This is a genomic window from Pseudomonas sp. ok266, assembly GCF_900110195.1.
Taxonomy (GTDB): domain Bacteria; phylum Pseudomonadota; class Gammaproteobacteria; order Pseudomonadales; family Pseudomonadaceae; genus Aquipseudomonas; species Aquipseudomonas neuropathica.
The window spans coordinates 198,177-216,542 of record NZ_FOCU01000014.1; the positions used below are offsets into that span (position 1 = coordinate 198,177).

Below are 18,366 nucleotides of genomic sequence, written 5' to 3' on the forward strand. Positions count from 1 at the left end.
GAAGTGATGCCGTCAGGAATTTGGTGCTTGACGCTTGTGCGCAGCGAGAGCCATAAGGCGGCGGTCACGCCAGGCGGATCGCAATGCAATGCCTTCAAGTTCAAGTTTTTGGCGGCGCTCGTCATGTACTCGGGCGACTGCTGATTCCGACCAGTCAAAAGCATTTTCGGAATTGATCGTTTCGCGATTTTGCTGACCGTAGCGTTTGGCATAGTCAGATACGCCGGCAGGGGCGTTGAGATCGATGGTTTCGAAGGGGCCCATAAATGACCAGCGGAGGGCGAGTCCATCTTTGAGCACCCGATCAATATCCTCCGAGCTGGCAAAGCCTTCCTCATGCAATTTGAAGCATTCGTTGAGGACTGCTGCTTGGACTCGGTTCAACAAGAAGCCGTGGATCTCTCGGGATAGAACGACAGGGCTCTGCCCTGCTGCGGTGTAGATCTCATGTGCTCGAATCATCACTTCAGATTCTGTCCACGGCGCAGGGCAAAGCTCCACAAGAGGAACTAAGTAAGGTGGGTTGGTAGGGTGTGCAACTACGCAGCGCCCCCGACCTGGTAGATCTTTAGTGAACTCGGAGGCCGGTAACCATGAAGTTGAACTGGCAAGAATCGCGGCCTTGGGCGCCAACGCATCCATTCGACTGAAGATATCGATTTTCGCCTCCACCGTTTCCCGAACGTTTTCCTGTACGAGCACCACGTCACGTAGCGCATCAGCCAAGTCGGGAACGCAAGTAATGCGTGCCAGCACGGTGAGGGGGGCGTCATTAAGAAGATCGAATTCTGCGAGCTCATTAAGTCTCGCTTCGATGTAGGCATGGCTGTTCTGCATTGTCTGCAGATCCATGTCGTGTAAACGCACCGAATGTCCCGCCCGAGCAAAAACAATCGCCCAAGCTCTCCCAATCAGGCCTGCGCCAACGATTGCAATGGGGCCACGCTCGGTCGCAGATGGAGTTGTACTTCGCATGATGTTCTCCAAATTTTGTATTTATGTTTAGGAGTAATCGTTTGAGCGGTTGGTGAACAATGCTGACGCTCAGATGTTCGCTCTGAGACAGATGCTATCCACTGTGATCACAGATCACAAGAAAATAATTCTGATTGTCTGACGATCGGCTATGGAAGGGATTCGAGGGTCGAGATAGCTCCCGCAACGGCCTGAGCCTCGGTGGGTCGGCGCGCTTTAGGTTTTTGTGCGGGAATAGAAAAGGTTTTTTTCGGGATTGAACCTTCGCGTTAAATAAACGCAGAAAAGCCCGCCTGACGAGCGGGCTCCTCAATCAGATCTTTCAGCCTGCGTGGCCGTGACCCGCTTCACGAAGGAAAGCGCGTACCGTGTCACAGAACTCCATTGGGTTCTCAGTCATTGGATAGTGGCCAGTACCTGCGAGCACGGCGATTTTACTGCCGGGAATGCGAGATGCTGTCTCCTCAACCTTCTCTTGGTACACCAACCAATCCGCATCACCGCGCAGAAGTAAAACAGGCGCTTTGATCTTTCCAACTTGTTGCCGCTGATCAAAGTTCGCATAGCCTGTGAGGTCACCCTTCATCACCTGCGGCGTAGTTCGCGAGATCTGCCACACCACCTCCCTCGCACGATCTGGTGGAGTGCGATTGCCCGTCATCGAACGAGACCAGGCACCGATGATCTCTGGCCCATTCATGAGCAACATATCGAGGAAGAACTCGGAAACCGTCGGGGTAAAATCTGCCCCTTCAGCTGAAATGATCGCGCTGTACGCATCGGGCCGACGCGCCCCCAATTCCAGCACCAGATTGCCACCCATCGAGCATCCCATGATGGCGGGTTTCTCAAGTCCCAAGGCCTCCATAAGGTGCTCATTGAACTCCGTATGGCGAGTGAGGCTGTGGAATGGGCCTGATTCGGGTAGCTCTGATTTGCTGTGCCCGGGGGCGTCAATTGCGATGACGCGGAACTCATCTGAGAGACCGTCCAGTACGTGCCTGTACATCAGAGAATCTTGTGATGCTGCGTGGAAGCAAACGAGTGGACGCCCCTCCCCTGATTCTTCGTAGTAAACGCGAATTCCATCAACAGTAATGTACCGTCCTACCGTCTCTTTCCCCGACGGCTTAGGCCCGGGAGAGTACGAGACTGGTGGGTTATTATTGGCTTTCCCTACACGCTTCATTGCGTCGAACGCGCGGGCCATCACATCTACGTACTGCCATGCAGCGACCACGTTGCCCTCAAGCTCAAGTTTTCCCAATCCAGGGGACAACGCTTCAAACCAGTCAATCTTTCCGTCAAGAACGCGCTGCCACTCATCATCAGCACCAGACACAATGATGTCTGCGCCCAACGGGCTTCCTTCGGGGTAAACCGCAACGACTTTACCGGCGAGAACCGCAAGCGTTGAGAAACCTGTGCTGTGCTTGAATTGAATGCGCCCATCAAAATAGCGAGCAGCGGCAGTCCAATCAGCATCACCGTTTAACTCGTCGGCGAATTGGCTCAACCATTTGGCATCATTAATAAGGGTCATGACTTTCTCCTAGCTTTAACTATCCCCAAGGGGATTTTCTTGTAATTGCAGGTACGATCGGTTCGTTACAAACCCATGTTGCAAGAGGACTTCGATACCAGCGCCTTGTCGTACTTAAGGAACCAGCCAGTAGTTTCACGGGTGAAGAAAATGGTGATGATGGCCGCCAGTACCATTAGGCCGGAGATAAAGTAGAGCGCGTAGTTGTAGCCCGCAGCCTGCTCAAAGCCACCACCTGCGCCGATGAACATCCCGATCACGAATGGCCCAAAGCCACCGGCGTAAATACCGACGTTGACGATTGAGCCCGCCAGGCCAGTCGTGCCTTGCTTCGCAGAGTCAAACGCAATGGCATACAGCAACGTGTAGGGCGCGTTCATCGCGAATCCAGCAAACAACTGAATCGCGATAAGCCAAGTCAGGCTGACGGATGAGTATTTGAAGAGGTACATGCCCACCGCAAGCCACGCGAAAACAAGCACTAGGCAAAGCTTTCGGCCCGCACGGTCTGAAATCCACCCCCAAACGATCTGGCCGATACCACCGGTGATCGTGAAGAGCACTGAGTAAGCAGCTGCCTCTGCGAAGTTATAATGGGCAACAAAAGCTAGGTACTGAGGTAGCCAGAAGCTGATGCCGAAGTAGCCAACGATTGCGAACATCGAGATAAGAGCGATAGCGGAGATGTTCGGATTTTTCATTGCAGACTTGAACGCGCCTTTAGGCACTTCCACCACACCCTGTACCGCTTCCATTGATGGAGGGGTCTCACCGACGGCTTGAGCGTGTTCAACAAAGGACTGGTAACGCTTCTTCGTACTGAACCACCAGTAGACCGAAAAGATGATGATCATCGGTACAGGGAACAGCAGGAATGCCAAGCGCCAATTTTCCGGGCCGTAAGCGTGGAGTAGAGCACTGATCGCTAAGCCACCGATCAATGTGCCCCAAGGGTATCCGGTGTGATGAAGTCCTAGGGCGAAACCACGGCGCTCCTTCGACCACCACTCAGACAAGGAGGTGACTTCGATGGCTTCGCCAGCACCGCCAAATGCGTGAGACATCACTTGCAGCGCGACAAGCACTCCAAGCGAGCCTGTCAAGAAATTGAGGCCGGTCAGAAAGGTGAATAGCGTGTATGCAATCACGATTGGCAGGTGGCGGTATTTTCGCATCCATCCCTGACCGCCTTTATCAGCCCAAATCATGCAAGGCACGGCTATCAAAGATGTAGCGATCGTGATGAACGCGGCAAGCAGCCCAGTCAGCTCAGCGCTTGTCTTGAACTCGCTGGTGATGGAGGGCAATACCATAAAGAACATCTGGCGGGAGTTGGCATCCATGGCATACACGAGCCACAAAAGAGCCATCGCGCCCCACGAGGCTGCACCTGCTCCTTTTGGCACACGATTGACCGCAGGTAATGCTTCGATTTTGTCTTGAGCAAATCCCATGGGGATATCTCCGGGTATTTATTTTTATTCTCCGGCTGAGGATCGGTGTTTTGCACACATACGCCTCAACATCCGAGATGATCCAGCACTTGTCGTACTGCTCACCATGGACAGAGGTTATGGCTCAATTTCAGGGCTGAATATAGCTGGCAAAGCACACCTGCTGTGACCGCCAGGAACAGGTCAGTGGCACAAAATGAGAGAAGCGCCAGCGAAGCATTTGGCTAAGTAAATACTGGGGAGTAGGTCTCAAATTTTTGAGAGCTCTGTTGGGCACGGATCAGGAGGGGAAATTACAGAGAGGTGGAGTATTGGCTCCCTTGTGCAGGAGCCAAAGTTGCAAGCTTGCGCGGAGGTAGAGCGAAAGTAAGCGCGGGGCCGTAGTGGCTGTCAAGGTAAGCGTCCGGCTAACTCACCTTCCAAAGTCCAGCATTAAGGGCGATGGTGGCCGCGTATTTTAAGCGGGCGCGATGACCCTTATCTCCCAACACCTGATCGCCCACAGTCGCCCCTTAGTCGTTGTTTTTCGATTAATAACGTCAGGGCAGCATTCACTCGGCTGCCCAACTCTGGCTAGAAATCGGTGATTGTTGTACCGGCTACGGTTTCGGCGAAACCGACGCCGAGCAGGTGTGCCGGGGTTTCAAAACCTGCACGCCGTTCCCCGCTCAGCACTCGGCGTGCCGCCTCAACCGCCGCCAGCGGTGTGTAGGTGTACCCGTTGACGGTCTCGATCACCGAGCGGGCCACGCTGCTATCTGCATCCACGACCTCGGCCACGGCCAATGCTCGATGCGCCAGACGCTGCTCTTCACTCGGGCCTTCCGGCAATAGCGAGAGGTCGCCCTCGGGAAAGGCGGCATCCGGGATGTGCACGTACACGGCTATGTTAGGGATACCTGTGGAGCGCCAACCCGTCACCAGATCCCCGAATGACAATGGCACACACAGCTTTGGGCCAGCGCCAAAATCAAACTCGCGGGGAGGCTGGTCGGGGGCTGCCACGAGCTCCCCTTCAATACGCGCCAGAACCCCTACGCCGATGATCTCACTCACGCTTGATGCCGAGCCGCGAGACATGGGGCCTGCCACTTGCAGCGCCACGTTCAACGATTGGGGTTGTTCAACCCTGGCTGCGACATGCAGAGCCAGGCAGTCGGTCGGCACCACGTCCCAGCCAACGCCAGGCAACAACATGACACCCGCTTGCGCAGCTTCGAGATTCAATGACTCGGCCAGCCGGTAAACGTTAATCTCTGCGGTGATGTCGAGGTAGTCCACACCTGTCCCGATGCAGGCGCGCATCAAAGGCTCTGCGGTATATGCGAATGGCCCGGCGAAATTCAGCAGGACGCTGATACCGTCCAATGCGTCTGCCGTCACACCTTCAGCGCCAAATACGCGAAAAGGCAGCTCCAGTTCGGCGGCCAGAGGCGCCAGTCGGTCAGCGCTACGGCCTGCCAGAATCAGATCCAGGCCCACCGCTTTGGCGTGCTGCGCGGCCATGCGTCCGGTGTAGCCGGTCGCACCATAAATCATCAGAGTTTTCATTGGGCGTGCTGCCAGTTCTTGTAAACGAATTCGAGGCTATAGCCGTCCGGGTCGAGGACATTGGCCGCGTAGTAGTTCGGGTCGTAATGCAGACGTGCGCCGGGAGGGCCATTATCTGTTGCGCCTTGGGCGATCGCCGCTGCATAGGCGACATCGACCTCGGCACGGCTATTGGCGACGAAACCTACGTGCACCGCCTGTCCCTCCACTACCCCTTCGCGCAGCCAGAAGAACATTCGGCCATGGGCGCCAAAGCCCTTGAGGTCAGGATGACCAGGAGGCCCGTCCTTGCCGTCGTAATCCAGACGAGCGGTGATGCCAAGCGGCGTCAGTGCTGCCTCATAAAAGTGTATCGAGCGCTTGATGTCGCTTACCGAGAGAAAAATATGATCGAGCATGGAGCCTCCATGATTCAGATGATGTAGCCGCCTGCGACTTCGATGGTTTGCGCGTTGATCCAGGCGCTTTCCTGAGACAGCAGCATCGCAATAACACGAGCGACGTCTTGCGGCTCGCCCACCCGGCCCAGTGCTGTCTGACCGGCCAGCATGGCTTCAAACTCATCGTTCAAACCGCCCCCCAGCTCAGTACGAATGGCACCAGGCGAAACCGCATTGGCACGAATACCGCGCTCACAAAATTCTTTCGCCATATAGCGGGTCAGCACTTCGAGACCGCCTTTAAAGGCCGCATACGGCGCGACCCCTGCTGTCGCGACGCGTGTTGTGGCACTGGTCAGGTTGACGATGGTCGCGCCATCTTCAAGTAGCGGCAGCAGCGTTTGAGTGAGGAAGAAAGGCCCCTTGAGGTGCACTGCGAACAGACCGTCGAATTGCTCCTCGCTGACTGACTCCAGCGGGTTGAACAGACCGTAGCCTGCGTTATTTACCAGACCTGCCAGCGTGTTTGTGCCCCAGGTAATTTCCAGAGCGGAGACCACGGCATCACGAAATGCAGCAAAGCTTGAGGTGTTACTTACGTCCAGCCGCAGCGCAACCGCCTTGCCGCCAGCGGCCTCGATTTGCCGGACGACCTGGTGAGCTGCATCAGGATTCTGGTTGTAGGTAAGGATGACGCCCATCCCCCGTTCGGCAATATGGAAAGCAGCGCTGGCGCCGATGCCGCGACTGCCTCCGGTGATAACGATGACGCCCATGGTGCACTTCCCGTGTCGATGACTTGAGCCTCCACAGTAGAGTCCCCGGCCATCCAGAACGTGGCCATTCCTACTCGAAACCTGCCTGTTTCTGCTTTTTGCTTGCCAAGTCCCAAACGAGCCGGGCAGGATCCAGCCCATGACCACACAATTGAATGAACTGCGAGCCCTGACCTCAAGTGCTGAAAATCGGCGCACTGAGACAGGAATCCCCAGGGTAGCCATGGTGCAGGGTGAGATTCCCGAGCACATGCTGGCCGCCGTCTACGAGCCGATGATCAACCTGATTCTCCAGGGCAGTAAAACCATGACCGTCGGGGAGCAGACGTTGCACTATGACCCGGCGACGTACTTCGTGATGTCCATCGAGCTGCCCGCCGTGGGCACAGTTTATCCGGCGTCGACTGGAGAGCCTTATCTCGCGGTAAGCCTGACGCTCGACCCGGTGGCGCTAACCACGCTGCTGGCCGACCTACCTCTTCCGGCTGATCGCCATGACCAAGATCCGGGTTTTTCAGTAGCGCCGGTCACGCCTCAGTTGATGGACGCTTGGGTGCGCCTGCTGCGCTTGATGGGTGACCCGCAAAGTATCGCCGCCCTGGCGCCCGCATACGAACGCGAGATCCTCTACCGTGTACTCCAAGGCCCTCACGGCTGGATGCTGCGTGAAATCGCCGCGCCGGACTCTGCGATGGCCCGCGTCAATCAGGCCATTCAATGGATCCGCCGCGACTTCGCCGAATCTATTCGGGTAGAACATATGGCAGAGAAAGCAGCGATGAGCGTTTCGGCATTTCACCGACACTTCAAGGCGGTAACCACGCTGAGCCCTCTGCAATATCAGAAGCGTGTACGCCTGCTTCAGGCTCGCACCCTTATGGTTGCCAACGCCAGAAGCGTCACTGCGGCTGCCTTTGAAGTCGGGTATGAAAGCAGCACCCAGTTCAGCCGAGATTACGCAAAAGTCTTCGGGCTACCGCCCTCACGAGACGCTGCGCGCATTCAGCACGAGAGTAAAGTTTCAAGGGCTTGATCAGATCAAATACCGGCGAGGACTGCGGGATCTCCCGTCCGCCAGACGTTGTCCACCACGATGTGCTGAATGCGCCAGGTTTCACCCTGCCTGACCAGGTTCACGTCGTAACGGTTTTTCATGAGATAGGAACGGGAGTGATCAGTTTTCAAAACATGTTGGGCTTCTACCAACGCATCCAGCACTGCCTTATCCCCTTCAAGGGTGACGCGGGGATTGTTCACAGAGTGCGTGGTGTCGACTTGGCTAAGTGACGTCATGAGGGCCTGTACGATGGTGTCACGACCTTCAAGAACAGGGTATTCGAAACCGGCTTTGGCTGCTGCGGGCCGGAAATCAGAAGCGGCACTATCTGTAAGCACCGAGGCCATAAGCCCGGCATCACGAAGATCAATACCTGCAGCGTAGCCATATAGAGCTTCGGCGACTGCAAGCTTGTCAGCGGTTTCTTGATCGTATTGAGAGGACATGACTAACACCCTAAGTTAAGTAAGGCCTCAGGGTATAAGATGCGGATCAAATAACAATTACGCACTTTAAAGTAATCAGGTATATCCAAATACACCACATGCGCGAGCGCGAGGCGTGATCCATGAATAATACCAACATCGACATATCGAGCGGGACGGCCAGCTGTCCAAGCCGCTATTTGTTGGATCAGATCGGTGACAAGTGGACGATGTTGATTCTTACGACACTGTGTGAAAAGCCGCTTCGCTTTAACGAACTGAAGCGGTGCCTGGACGGTATCACTCAAAAAGCGCTGACCCAGGCGCTCAGAAGGCTCGAACGCAACGGGATCCTTGCGCGCCGTGTCATACCCTCTTCACAAGTTGGGGTGGAGTATCGAATCACGCCGCTGGGGCGGACACTGGAAGAACCTTTCAAAGCTCTACATATCTGGACGATTGTGCATCTGGCGACAGTCGTCAAGGCGCAATTGGATTTTGATGAGCGCGAAGCAGAAGCGGAATGACACTGCTGGATCACTCAGCTCACAGCTGCAAACATGCCAGCGATAATCCTGGCATCGAGCAAAGCGTGGTGTGGCAACTCCGCGCCTTCGCGGGTTGGCTTGAGCGTCGTTGCATCGGTAGGAAAATTACGAACGATCCTGGGCTAGCGTCCGTCCTCATAAACCAAGTCGCAAAATAAGCTCCCAGTCGTAATTAGGGGCGTCAGTGAAGATCTCGACTTCTTCATTGAACGACGTCAGAAATCCGAGCGGCGTTGACCTAGCGCCAACAATGGGCCGTGAGTCCCTCCCGCCCCATAGCTGCTGGAGCACGATTTCCTTAACGAACTCACTACAGTCTTCTTATCGCGTAAGCGTCCGCCCACCTCGCCTTGCGTAAGTCAGGCCGGCCCCCACTGATGCGGCAGCAGCTACGCGCATGTTCCCCGGCACGACTGGGCTGAAGTCATACACAACTGCTTTCAGTGCCGAAAACGGCGTCGTGCTGTAAGCCCAGACGTAGGCCCGGCGGTTTTTCTTCTCGCCTGGCGCAAGTATTTGAACCGGCGTTTCGTCAGCGTGAATCACGCCCTGGTTCAGCACCGCTTTTAGCGGTACGAATGCCGGTAGTGAAGTCGCTGGAGGGCTGGTCTCGATAGAGCGGCATCCATTTGCGGACGACGTTGGCATTGATGCCGTGGTTGATGGCGACACTTGATACGATTGCGCCAGGTTGCAGGCATTCCTGAACGACTTGGGCTTTGAATTGTTTCGGATAAGAGCTTCGTTGGCGCATGGAAATCTTGGCGATGAGGGTGATCGCGTCCGCTTAAAAATACGCGGACACCATCGCCCTTAAAATTTGAGTTCGGAAGGTGAGTTCGCCGGACGCTTACCTATCAATTCGCTTCGGGTAGCCCTCTCACGACCTTCCATGGATGTGCAATCCATTTTTTTTGGAAAAACTCGATGAACACCCGGATGCGGGGACTTAGATGTTTTCTATCCGAGTAGAGCAGGTAAATAGGCTCTAAGATCTCCGCTTTGTACTCGTCAAGCAGAAGCACCAGCGATCCGTCCTGAATGTCTTTTCCAATGTGGAAATCCGCAAGACGGACTATACCCGCACCTGATTTGGCCATATCTCTCAGCAGCTCACCCTGGGTAAAGGATCCTCGAGGCTTCACAGGGGTCGTCACACCTAGGCCATCTTGGATAAAGGCCCATTTGTTCCAAGGGCTGGCAAAACTGAAGTTAAAGCATCGATGATTCATCAGGTCTTGTGGCTGCTGCGGTGTTCCATACTTTTCCAGGTAGTCAGGTGAAGCACACAGCAACCATTCACATTCGCCTATCTTCTTTGCGATTCTGGAAGAGCTCGGAAGAATCCCGCTATGGATGGCTATGTCCAATCCTTGTTCGAACTGGTCAACGAACTGAGCGCCTAACTGAATCTCGACATCAAGACCGGGATAGGTGTCGAGGAATTCCGGCAACCAAGGCACGATCTGCTGCTTCGCAAAAGAGGTCATCGTGTGGATGCGAAGCGTGCCACTGACCCTTGAAGGAAGCCCTTCTGCCAGAGAGTCAGCTTCACTCATCGCCTCAACCACAGCTTTCGCACTGCGCAGATAAGCCGCCCCCTCCTCCGTCAGAGTGAGGACTCGGGACCCCCTCTGAAAAAGTCGAACCCGAAGCCGATCCTCTAGCCGTGCTATCAATTTACTGATGGCCGACGGAGTCATCTCATGCGCCCTGGCGGCAGCAGAAAAACTTCCGCACTCTGTTGACCATATGAAGGCTAGCATTTGAGAGTATTGATCCATTTCGGTACGCTCCTTAAGCGACTGAATCTACCTGTTTATCTACACAAAAAAACGCGCCGTAGCGCGTTCTTTTTTGAACCAGAATCAGCGAATGAACTGCTCGATATAATCGTCCGGCAAGCCCAAATTTTTGTAATGGCTGCGGGCAGCTTCCAGCTTGGTGAAAACGTCTTCATAGCCAACCGCGACACCCTGTGGGTCGACGTAAGTGTAGCCACCCTGAACGTGGAACCAAGTAATCATTTCTTCGACATCTTCAGGGACGAACAGAGTGTGAGTCTCCCCTGGCGGCTCGAATGCAAAGGAGCCTTCATCAGCAACCCAATCGTGTTCGAGGTAGTACCAACGCCCCTTCAACACGATCGCATGCACTGCACCTGAGTGGCGGTGACGTGACAAAACCCCGCTCTGCCGCACTCGGAGCAAGTTGATGTAGTACCCACCGCTAACGCTCAGCAGCAGTGGTTTGAAAGATACTGACTTGGTGACAGGCACCCAGAGATTATCGTCTTCGAGCCAAGTGGTCATAACGCCTGGATGCACCATGTCTGGAGACATGAAAGGCACCTGCGGCAAAGCATAAGGAATGGCAAGTTCATCAGGTTTAACGGGCGTATTCATTATAATTTCTCTCAACGTGTGACTGGCGAGCGAGCCAGGATTTCAATCGCTGAGTGAGAGTAGGTGATGCTCTCGCACAGGAGAATACTCAGAAATTCACACCATCTGTGACCACTCGTCACAGCGCGTAAGACTCATCCCGTTGAAGGCCGCGACTCATCTAAGACGCCTACTGCGGACGAGTTCAAGCGATTGACCCAGTAGTTTTTTTATTGAGTGGATAGCGGCCACCAGTGGATCGCGCCCCATCAGAGGGGACACATTTTCCCCAATACCTTCACTACCATGCAGACCTGTTCATCTGAAAGCCGCTTACACAGTAGTAATCGGCTTGAAATAATGAGGTTTAGCAATGACTTCTCTCAGCCCTTCCCTTGAGCTCAGTCCCGAGCTTGCAGCTCATCCGGCCTATTCGCGAGTGTTCCAGCCCGAATGCCTCACCTTCGGATACATCATGCCCTTGGAGGGCTATCCGAATTCACCGTTTCCCACGCTGCAGGATCATCAACGCCTTGCTCGCATCGCGGACGAGGCTGGATTCGCAAGTCTGTGGATGAGAGATGTGCCCTTCTATGACCCGAGCTTTGGTGATACTGGTCAAATGATCGACCCGTTTGTATATCTGGGATATCTGGCTGCTGTTACCAAAAACATTGCCTTGGGCACAACGGGCATCGTTCTTCCGTTACGTGAACCACTGATCGTCGCTAAGCAGTCCGTTTCGGTCGACCAGCTAACCGGCGGTCGTTTCTTGCTAGGGCTATCCAGCGGAGATCGCCCGATTGAATATCCAGCATTCGGGATTGATTTCGAAGCGAGAGAAGAACGATACCGGGAAGGCTTCGAGCTGATTAAGACAGTCACTGAAAACAGCTTCCCAAGCGTCTCAACCAAACTTTTCGGCCAGCTGGAAGGCTTGCTAGACATGGTACCCAAGCCAGTTGGCCCTCGACTCCCCATGATTGTCGTAGGCCGGGCCCGTCAGACGCTTGAGTGGATAGCCAATAATGCCGATGCCTGGATTTGGCATCTGAGCGACTTCAATCGTTTGCCCGGCCTCATCCGCGAGTTCCGTTCTGCCAGCCAGACCGGCAATGCAAAACCATACGGCTACGCGACATTTTTCGATCTGGCGAAGGATCCGAACACACCGCTGGAACGAGGCTACAACGGAATAAGGATCGGGCGTAATGCTCTCGTGGAGCTCTGGAAACGGCAACAGGATGAAGGTGTTTCACACGTCGCACTGAATATCAAACCTCTGCAGCGACCAGCCGCTGATGTCCTGGAGGAGATGGCTGAGTATGTCCTGCCACACTTTCCCATAGGCCAACCTGCCTCGCAGGTGACCCAGTGACCGGCTCAAGTGATCGCACCGACATTAAGGGCGTTATAGCCACCTTTCTGGAAGCCTGGGAGAGCGGTAATTGGGAGTCTGCTGGGGATATATTCACTGAAAATTGCCAGTTGGTGACAAGCCACATGTCCGCTCATGAGGGTGAACGCAAGATTGTCAGAGCTTTCCAGCAAGACCGTGTCAAGGCTGATGGCTTTTCAGTGAAGGCAACCAATCACTATGTGGGAGGTGGAGAAACCGACGCCACTTTCAGTTTCTACGCCTATGGCCATATCAGCAAAGCCACAAAGTCGGCCAAGCTCAGATTTGGAATGACTGTCACGGGCTCTCTGAAAAAGACAGCAGGCACCTGGCACCTCGACAGCGTGCTGATTGCCTTGAATTGGGTAACCGGGGACTACTCGCTTGCAACTCACTGGCAGCTTCCACCAGGTGACGACGGATGGAGAATTGGCGACCCAGCCCCGACCATCGTGAGCGAACTGAACGCGCCATGGCTTGCTTTCCCAAGCTCAACGCCTTCGGTACCCAGCGAGGAGTGTATTGCTGAAACCTACGCTCGTTACTCATGGGCGCTGGATCAGGCTGACATGCAGCTACTTGCCCATTGCTTTGCCAACGACGCCGCTGGTGATTTCCAACCGATGGGCCTTATTGAAGGGCGCCACGCGATCATCGGCTCCTTCAAAGAGTTTCGCAGGCCCTGGCCGTGGATGCAGCATTTCGCGGACGTGCTGGAGATCAAGTCCGACGAGGAAAAGGGTGTAGCGGAAATGATTGTCGGCAGAGTCATTCCTGGAAACTCACACACGCAAGATGGCACGCCTCTCTATGGCGCGCATTACCGGATGCGGCTTCGTCGCAAGCATGAAGGCTTCTGGCAACTGACCTGGAGCGAGTACCGCCCAGGCTGGTTCAATGCCAAAGAAGCACCAAGAGTTTAGTCCCTTCCTGGAAACGCTCTAGGGCCGTGGCGCCGTACTATCTCGGACGACGAGTTCGATTTGTATGCGCTCGCGGCGTGCAAGTGGGCGCCCCTCGATCAGCGCAACGATGTTGTTGGCGCTGCTGATACCAATTTTCGAAGTCGGCACCCTGACGGTCGTCAGGGCTGGCACGTAGGCAGCCGCGAACTCGATATCATCGAACCCGCTGACTGATAGTTCTTTGGGGACGTCGATCCCATTGGAGCGCGCTTCCGCCAACGCTCCGATACAGGTGAGGTCAGTGCTGCAGACAATGGCCGTAGGCTTGGGGTTAAGCTCCATAGCAATCCGCAGCCCGGCGCGCCCTCCCTCAATCGTGAATGGCTGCTCAATAATCCGTTCACTTGAAAGCTCTATCCCTGACTCGAGTAGCTGAGCGGTGATTCCTTTCAGACGGTATTTTGCCCGTTCGTTGTTAGAAACAACTCCACTGATCATGGCGATACTTTGATGACCAAGGCTAAGCAAGTGCCTGGCTATCAATCGACCACCCTCCTCATTGCTGAACCCCACGCAGTGATGGTCGTGAGCACCATCTAGTGACCACATGAGAATGAATGGGCATTGGGCGACAGTTAGTGCTTCATAAATTTCAGGACTATGTTCAGTACCCACTAACAGTAGGCCTTCGACGCCCCGCTCAATCATGTTCCTTACGTTTACCAGTTCTTGCGCCTGGTCGTATTCATGGGAAGAAATGATTAGGTGATACCCAAGCTCCGTTAGCCTTAACTGGAGGGCCTGGACAGCTTCAGCGAACGCAGGGTTGTTAAAAGTAGGAAAAACGGCTCCGATGCTGTGCGTGCGCCTGGATGCCAAAGCACGCGCGGCCCCGTCTCGCACGTACCCGAGCTCTTGAACAGCTGCTTGTACTTTGGCCAGCGTTGCAGGTTTCACTAAGTGCGGGACAGCCAATGCTCTTGAAGCACTCCCCATCGAGACGCCCGCCAATTCAGCCACATCCTTGAGCTTCGGTTTCTCGATTTTTTTCATTGGAGATTCAGCATCCTCGATCGTAGCGCGGAGACAGGACGATCAGAAGAACGCCCTCGATTTGCGCAGAGGATGATAAGCCAACAGCCTGCCGTTCGGGAGCCGTTAATTGGAGGGAAAAACCTGAGAACAGCGTTTCTGCTGCCCCCAGGCAAAGACACTTATTTAATGACGATCGGATTCACAGGAGCTCCGGTTCCGCCAACGACCTTTAGAGGGGCTGCGGTGTAGAGAAACGTCCACTGACCGTCCTCAGCGCAGTCCTCAGCGAGAGGATCAAGCTGAGCGATCTCAGTGAGAGTGATGCCCAAGTTCCTCATGAGTGCGTTGTGCAACGGCAACGCAACCCCTGACACGGGATCGACGGTGACTTCGTTAGCAATGGTGTCAGTGACAATGTTCGGAATTTCCATCTCCTGAAACCACTTCACCAGCTCAGGGCTGTAGGTCAGGCCTGGCTCGATAAAGTCTTTGTAGAACTCTTCCGGGTCGCGTTTATAAAACGAGCCAATCCATCCAGTGCGGATGATGAGAATGTCGCGCTTGTTGATAGAGACGCCCTGAGCCCGGGCCGCAGCCATCAAATCCTCATGGTTGAACGTCTCACCGGCATCCAGCACATCTTTGCCACGGTGACGTGCTATATCGATCAGAATACCTCGGCCAACAATGCCTTTTTCACCCAATGGAGCAACGCTCGCCTTGGCCAGGGAACCGATAGTGGTATCGGCGCTGTAGCCATTCCAAATCTGATCGTCGTACCAGACATGCCCAAGGGCGTCGTACTGAGTTGACCCTTGAAGATGAAAAAACATCACGTCGTCGGCGAACTCGTAAGAGCCCGGAAAATGTGGGCCTTTGCCACAGTTGTAGTGACCACGATCCATGATATTCATGCGTTTTGACTGGGAGCGACCAGGCCAGACCGGGTCACCAGCAGGATCTGCCATCCGCACCTGCAAAGTAAATGTCTTGCCTTGCTTGACCTCTTTGACCCCTTGGAGAACTTCGATACCTGTAAGGTAGTTGAGTGAGCCTACCTCATCATCCGGGCCCCACTTACCCCAGTTCTTAGGGGAGTCTTTGAGCAAGTCATGAATATGCGGAACGGTCTTGTCTGTCATTTTCTGAGCCTCTTTTATTCTTGGATTAGCTGTGCTGCATTTAGCGGTTAGTTGAAACGTTCAAATCGTTGTCCCAGCTCGTCGGCACGAGCGAGTCCTCGGATGAGTCGTTCAGCCGTAAGGGCTGGCGCCATATTTTTTGCGTACACCGCACCCAGTGTTGCCTGGACGACAATGTCCAATTCCTCAGAGGTAAACGCAGACGTCTGGCCAAGGCCGTCGAGGGTGACGGGAAGATTCACATCATTCAGAAGCTGAGCGACCTCTAGGATCACTGAGTCTGGGCGCTCTTCGACGGACATCTGCACCAGTGTCCCGAATGCGACAAGCTCACCATGCAGCATGGAAGTAATCGCAGGAATTGCCGTAAGACCTCGCACAAGCGCATGAGCTAGCGACAAGCCGCCACTCTCGAACCCAACGCCACTGATAAGGACGGTTCCTTCAACAACCCGCTCGACATCATCATTAACCTCGTGCCGGCCTACTGCTTGGTAAGCGCTGTACCCGTAGGTCATAAGCGTCTTAAACACAGCCTCTGTCAGCAGCAATGCAGTGTTCAACGCTGGAGTACCAAATGAGTTATTGCCTCCGGCAGACTGACATTGTTGCGCCTCAAACTTTTTACTGATGGCGTCGCCGATGCCTGCGGCGAAAAACCTTGCAGGCGCACGGACGATCACTTCGGTGTCCACGACGACTGCGGAGGGGTTCATGTTCAGGTACTCGACACCAACGACCTTGTGCGCCTCGTCGTAAAGCACAATCAAACGGCTGGTTGGGGCGTCGCTGGAAGCAATGGTCGGGCATACGACAATGGGGACGTTAAGCTGAGCAGCCATCCCTTTAGCCGTGTCAATTGTCTTACCCCCGCCCAAAGCGATGATGGTGTCTGGCCTGTAATCTGCTGATCGCTCACAGAGAGACGCAATTGCAGCTTTGGTGCATTCACCAGGAAAAACGATACTGTTCGCCTCGAAGCCATGCTCTGACAATGCATTCCCTACCTCAGGCCACAGATGCCTCGAGACGAACTCGTCGCACAAGACCAATGGGCGCGATTGCCCCATATCGGAAAGGATTCTGCCAAGCTGCTTTAGCGCGCCTGGCCCTTGCTCGTATCGGCCAGGAAAACCCATTGTTCGAACCATGCCACCACCCGCTGCTGAAAAACTGTGAGATAAATCGTTACGTTGAATACGAGCCCGGATGGATCAGCGCATCAACCAGCCACCCGCCACATCCACAACTTGGCCCGTGATGAAGTCGCTGTCGTTTGAAGTCAAAAAGCATGCTGCTTTAGCTACCTCAAGTGGCGTTCCAAGACGGCCCAACGGAGTCTCATCAACGACTGCCTGGTTCGCTTGCGCAGAAACGGTTTTTAGAAGCGGCGTTTCGATGCGTCCCGGAGCCAGTGCGTTTGCCGTAATGCCATAGGGCCCGAGTTCACCTGCCAGGTGACGGGTAAAACCGATAACTGCGGCTTTCGTGGCGCTGTAATGCGCCGCGACGATAGGGAGGTAAGCGCTGCCAGCAACGGAAGACATATTCACTATTCTTCCAAAACGGCGTTCGACCATCGCTGGTGCGAGAGCTCTGACCAAGTTGAATGAGCCTGTCAGGTTGATGCCAACGACGCGATCCCATTCCTGAGGATCCATTTCCCAAATCGGCGCTGGTGCGCCCTCGTGTTTGGGTGAAATACCTGCATTGTTAATCAAGGTGTCGATCGGGCCGAGCTGCTCACTAAGCTCAAGACAGGCTCGACTGCATTGAGCGAAATCTGATACGTCAGCTTTAGCCCAAGCCACCAAATGTCCGGTAGCACTAAGCTGCCGGGAAAGCTCGGAAACTGAGTGTTCGTCGAAATCTACCAAGGCAACCCGCGCGCCCTCCTCGCAGTACAGCCGGGCAATTGAGGCACCGATGCCCCCTCCTGCCCCGGTAATGAGAACTGTGCGTCCTGAATGTCGAAGATTCGTCATGCCAAATTCCCCGCGCTGAAAAAACAGAAACAAGACGCGGTGATGCTCAAACGCGTCCAATGCCGCACTGGCTGACCGAAAATTTCGGACTCATTTAGGCGGGTGGTTTTAGGAGATTTGCGTGGCGAAGCCAGTGCCCCCGTGCCGGAGCGGTCTGTGACTTTAGGTAAGAGAGTGGCGAGGGCAGCCTGCGTCGTTGACCGAGCGAAGGCTAATGATGCAGTGATCATTATGATCTCCAGACTTGCCTAGGAAAACGGCAAATATGAATCGTTTCATTCTCACAGGCTGCGGCACTAAGCCAACAAAATCTGTGGTTTTTTTCACGACTCTATTTTTGTATTTATTCTCGAAAGAGATATTTATGAAGCGCTTCATTTTTATTCGGATATTTGACCGCTGTCAAGCGGTCTGCACGGTCACTTCCCCAGCAAGGAGCGCCAGTGATTCCTACGAAACGCAGTCATGAGCATCTGCGCCAATCATATTGAGGATGTGGAAAACACCGGCGCACTAAGCCTCTGAGGCACTGGCTCCTTTGGCAGATGCACGGAACACGGGCGCAGTGCCCACGCCTGGAAGTGATGCTCAAGTGAGATGAATACGCGATGCATATGCTAGGTATCGACTAGACGAGCGGGCCTCGCTCAAGGGTCAGGCAGAGTGAATGCCTTCCGCAGAATGCTGCTCCCATGGCGGGCATGGCGACCAAGCCTCCACGAGCTTATCGATGAAGAGTCGAATTTTTGGAGAGAGGTGCCGCTTGCTAGGGTAGATCACCCGAATAGGCTCTGCGGCCTCTGCATA

The 18,366-nt window shown here is 54.6% G+C and carries 18 protein-coding genes and 3 pseudogenes; 4 read left to right on the forward strand and 17 right to left on the reverse strand.

The genetic code is table 11. The features are described from left to right. Positions 1-12: 12 nt before the first annotated feature. The 6 genes from BMY54_RS25035 to BMY54_RS25060 all read right to left on the reverse strand — a co-directional run bounded on the left by BMY54_RS25035 (position 13) and on the right by BMY54_RS25060 (position 6,679). Entirely contained in the window at positions 13-975 is a 963-nt protein-coding gene (locus BMY54_RS25035) for a 3-hydroxyacyl-CoA dehydrogenase (protein ID WP_093439409.1), read from the reverse strand. Positions 976-1,297: 322 nt separating this feature from the next. After that, a complete protein-coding gene (locus tag BMY54_RS25040) occupies positions 1,298-2,518 on the reverse strand; it encodes an alpha/beta fold hydrolase (protein ID WP_093439412.1) in 1,221 nt (406 codons plus the stop codon). Positions 2,519-2,583: 65 nt separating this feature from the next. Continuing rightward, the gene (locus BMY54_RS25045; RefSeq protein ID WP_093439415.1) at positions 2,584-3,972 is read right to left on the reverse strand and encodes an MFS transporter; all 1,389 of its coding nucleotides are present in this window, start codon (positions 3,970-3,972) and stop codon (positions 2,584-2,586) included. A 573-nt stretch (positions 3,973-4,545) separates the two neighbouring features. Next, positions 4,546-5,523, reverse strand: a complete 978-nt coding sequence (locus BMY54_RS25050; protein ID WP_093439418.1) for a saccharopine dehydrogenase family protein — start codon at positions 5,521-5,523, stop codon at positions 4,546-4,548. Continuing rightward, positions 5,520-5,921 carry a VOC family protein gene (locus tag BMY54_RS25055; RefSeq protein WP_016980706.1) on the reverse strand — a complete coding sequence of 134 codons (402 nt, stop codon included), beginning with the start codon at positions 5,919-5,921 and terminating at the stop codon, positions 5,520-5,522. Before BMY54_RS25055 ends, BMY54_RS25050 begins: the two co-directional genes overlap by 4 nt. Positions 5,922-5,935: 14 nt before the next feature. Next, a complete protein-coding gene (locus BMY54_RS25060; RefSeq protein WP_093439421.1) occupies positions 5,936-6,679 on the reverse strand; it encodes an SDR family NAD(P)-dependent oxidoreductase in 744 nt (247 codons plus the stop codon). A gap of 139 nt (positions 6,680-6,818) precedes the next feature. Here BMY54_RS25060 and BMY54_RS25065 point away from each other — a divergent pair, with 139 nt between their 5' ends. Next, complete coding sequence (locus tag BMY54_RS25065) at positions 6,819-7,712, forward strand: AraC family transcriptional regulator (protein WP_175559659.1); 894 nt, start codon at positions 6,819-6,821, stop codon at positions 7,710-7,712. A gap of 5 nt (positions 7,713-7,717) precedes the next feature. On the opposite strand, the gene BMY54_RS25070 is transcribed toward BMY54_RS25065, so the two are convergent. After that, positions 7,718-8,182: a nuclear transport factor 2 family protein gene (locus tag BMY54_RS25070; protein ID WP_093439426.1), complete on the reverse strand. Its 465-nt coding sequence runs from the start codon at positions 8,180-8,182 to the stop codon at positions 7,718-7,720. Positions 8,183-8,304: 122 nt separating this feature from the next. Between BMY54_RS25070 and BMY54_RS25075 the strand changes: the two genes are divergently transcribed. Beyond that, positions 8,305-8,688, forward strand: coding sequence for a winged helix-turn-helix transcriptional regulator (locus tag BMY54_RS25075; protein ID WP_093439429.1), 384 nt, complete (start codon positions 8,305-8,307; stop codon positions 8,686-8,688). A gap of 14 nt (positions 8,689-8,702) precedes the next feature. On the opposite strand, the pseudogene BMY54_RS31060 reads toward BMY54_RS25075, so the two are convergent. The 5 genes and pseudogenes from BMY54_RS31060 to BMY54_RS25100 all read right to left on the reverse strand — a co-directional run. Beyond that, positions 8,703-9,030 (reverse strand): annotated as a pseudogene (locus BMY54_RS31060) (hypothetical protein); the annotation flags it as partial. A 67-nt stretch (positions 9,031-9,097) separates the two neighbouring features. After that, positions 9,098-9,276, reverse strand: a pseudogene (locus BMY54_RS25085) (transposase); the annotation flags it as partial. Next, on the reverse strand, positions 9,242-9,463 hold the full coding sequence (locus tag BMY54_RS25090; RefSeq protein ID WP_093439432.1) for a transposase: 222 nt from the start codon (positions 9,461-9,463) through the stop codon (positions 9,242-9,244). The gene BMY54_RS25090 and the pseudogene BMY54_RS25085, both read right to left, overlap by 35 nt. A 103-nt stretch (positions 9,464-9,566) precedes the next feature. Beyond that, positions 9,567-10,493, reverse strand: coding sequence for a LysR family transcriptional regulator (locus BMY54_RS25095; protein WP_093439435.1), 927 nt, complete (start codon positions 10,491-10,493; stop codon positions 9,567-9,569). 84 nt (positions 10,494-10,577) lie between these two features. Then, complete coding sequence (locus BMY54_RS25100; RefSeq protein WP_007913179.1) at positions 10,578-11,114, reverse strand: 2,4'-dihydroxyacetophenone dioxygenase family protein; 537 nt, start codon at positions 11,112-11,114, stop codon at positions 10,578-10,580. 352 nt (positions 11,115-11,466) lie between these two features. On the opposite strand from BMY54_RS25100, the gene BMY54_RS25105 reads away from it, so the two are divergent. Continuing rightward, positions 11,467-12,471: an LLM class oxidoreductase gene (locus tag BMY54_RS25105; RefSeq protein WP_093439438.1), complete on the forward strand. Its 1,005-nt coding sequence runs from the start codon at positions 11,467-11,469 to the stop codon at positions 12,469-12,471. Continuing rightward, entirely contained in the window at positions 12,468-13,415 is a 948-nt protein-coding gene (locus tag BMY54_RS25110; protein WP_093439441.1) for a nuclear transport factor 2 family protein, read from the forward strand. Before BMY54_RS25105 ends, BMY54_RS25110 begins: the two co-directional genes overlap by 4 nt. Positions 13,416-13,433: 18 nt before the next feature. Here the strand turns inward: BMY54_RS25110 and BMY54_RS25115 are convergent, their stop codons facing one another. The 5 genes and pseudogenes from BMY54_RS25115 to BMY54_RS31065 all read right to left on the reverse strand — a co-directional run. Beyond that, positions 13,434-14,450, reverse strand: a complete 1,017-nt coding sequence (locus BMY54_RS25115) for a LacI family DNA-binding transcriptional regulator (RefSeq protein WP_093439446.1) — start codon at positions 14,448-14,450, stop codon at positions 13,434-13,436. A gap of 161 nt (positions 14,451-14,611) precedes the next feature. After that, complete coding sequence (locus BMY54_RS25120) at positions 14,612-15,574, reverse strand: cyclase family protein (RefSeq protein ID WP_027620510.1); 963 nt, start codon at positions 15,572-15,574, stop codon at positions 14,612-14,614. A gap of 47 nt (positions 15,575-15,621) precedes the next feature. Continuing rightward, positions 15,622-16,713 (reverse strand): glycerol dehydrogenase, encoded by a 1,092-nt coding sequence (locus tag BMY54_RS25125; protein WP_256573954.1) that lies wholly within the window; start codon positions 16,711-16,713, stop codon positions 15,622-15,624. 75 nt (positions 16,714-16,788) lie between these two features. Beyond that, entirely contained in the window at positions 16,789-17,619 is an 831-nt protein-coding gene (locus BMY54_RS25130; protein ID WP_256573955.1) for an SDR family oxidoreductase, read from the reverse strand. Positions 17,620-18,213: 594 nt separating this feature from the next. Further along, a pseudogene (locus BMY54_RS31065) lies at positions 18,214-18,366 on the reverse strand (LysR family transcriptional regulator); the annotation flags it as partial.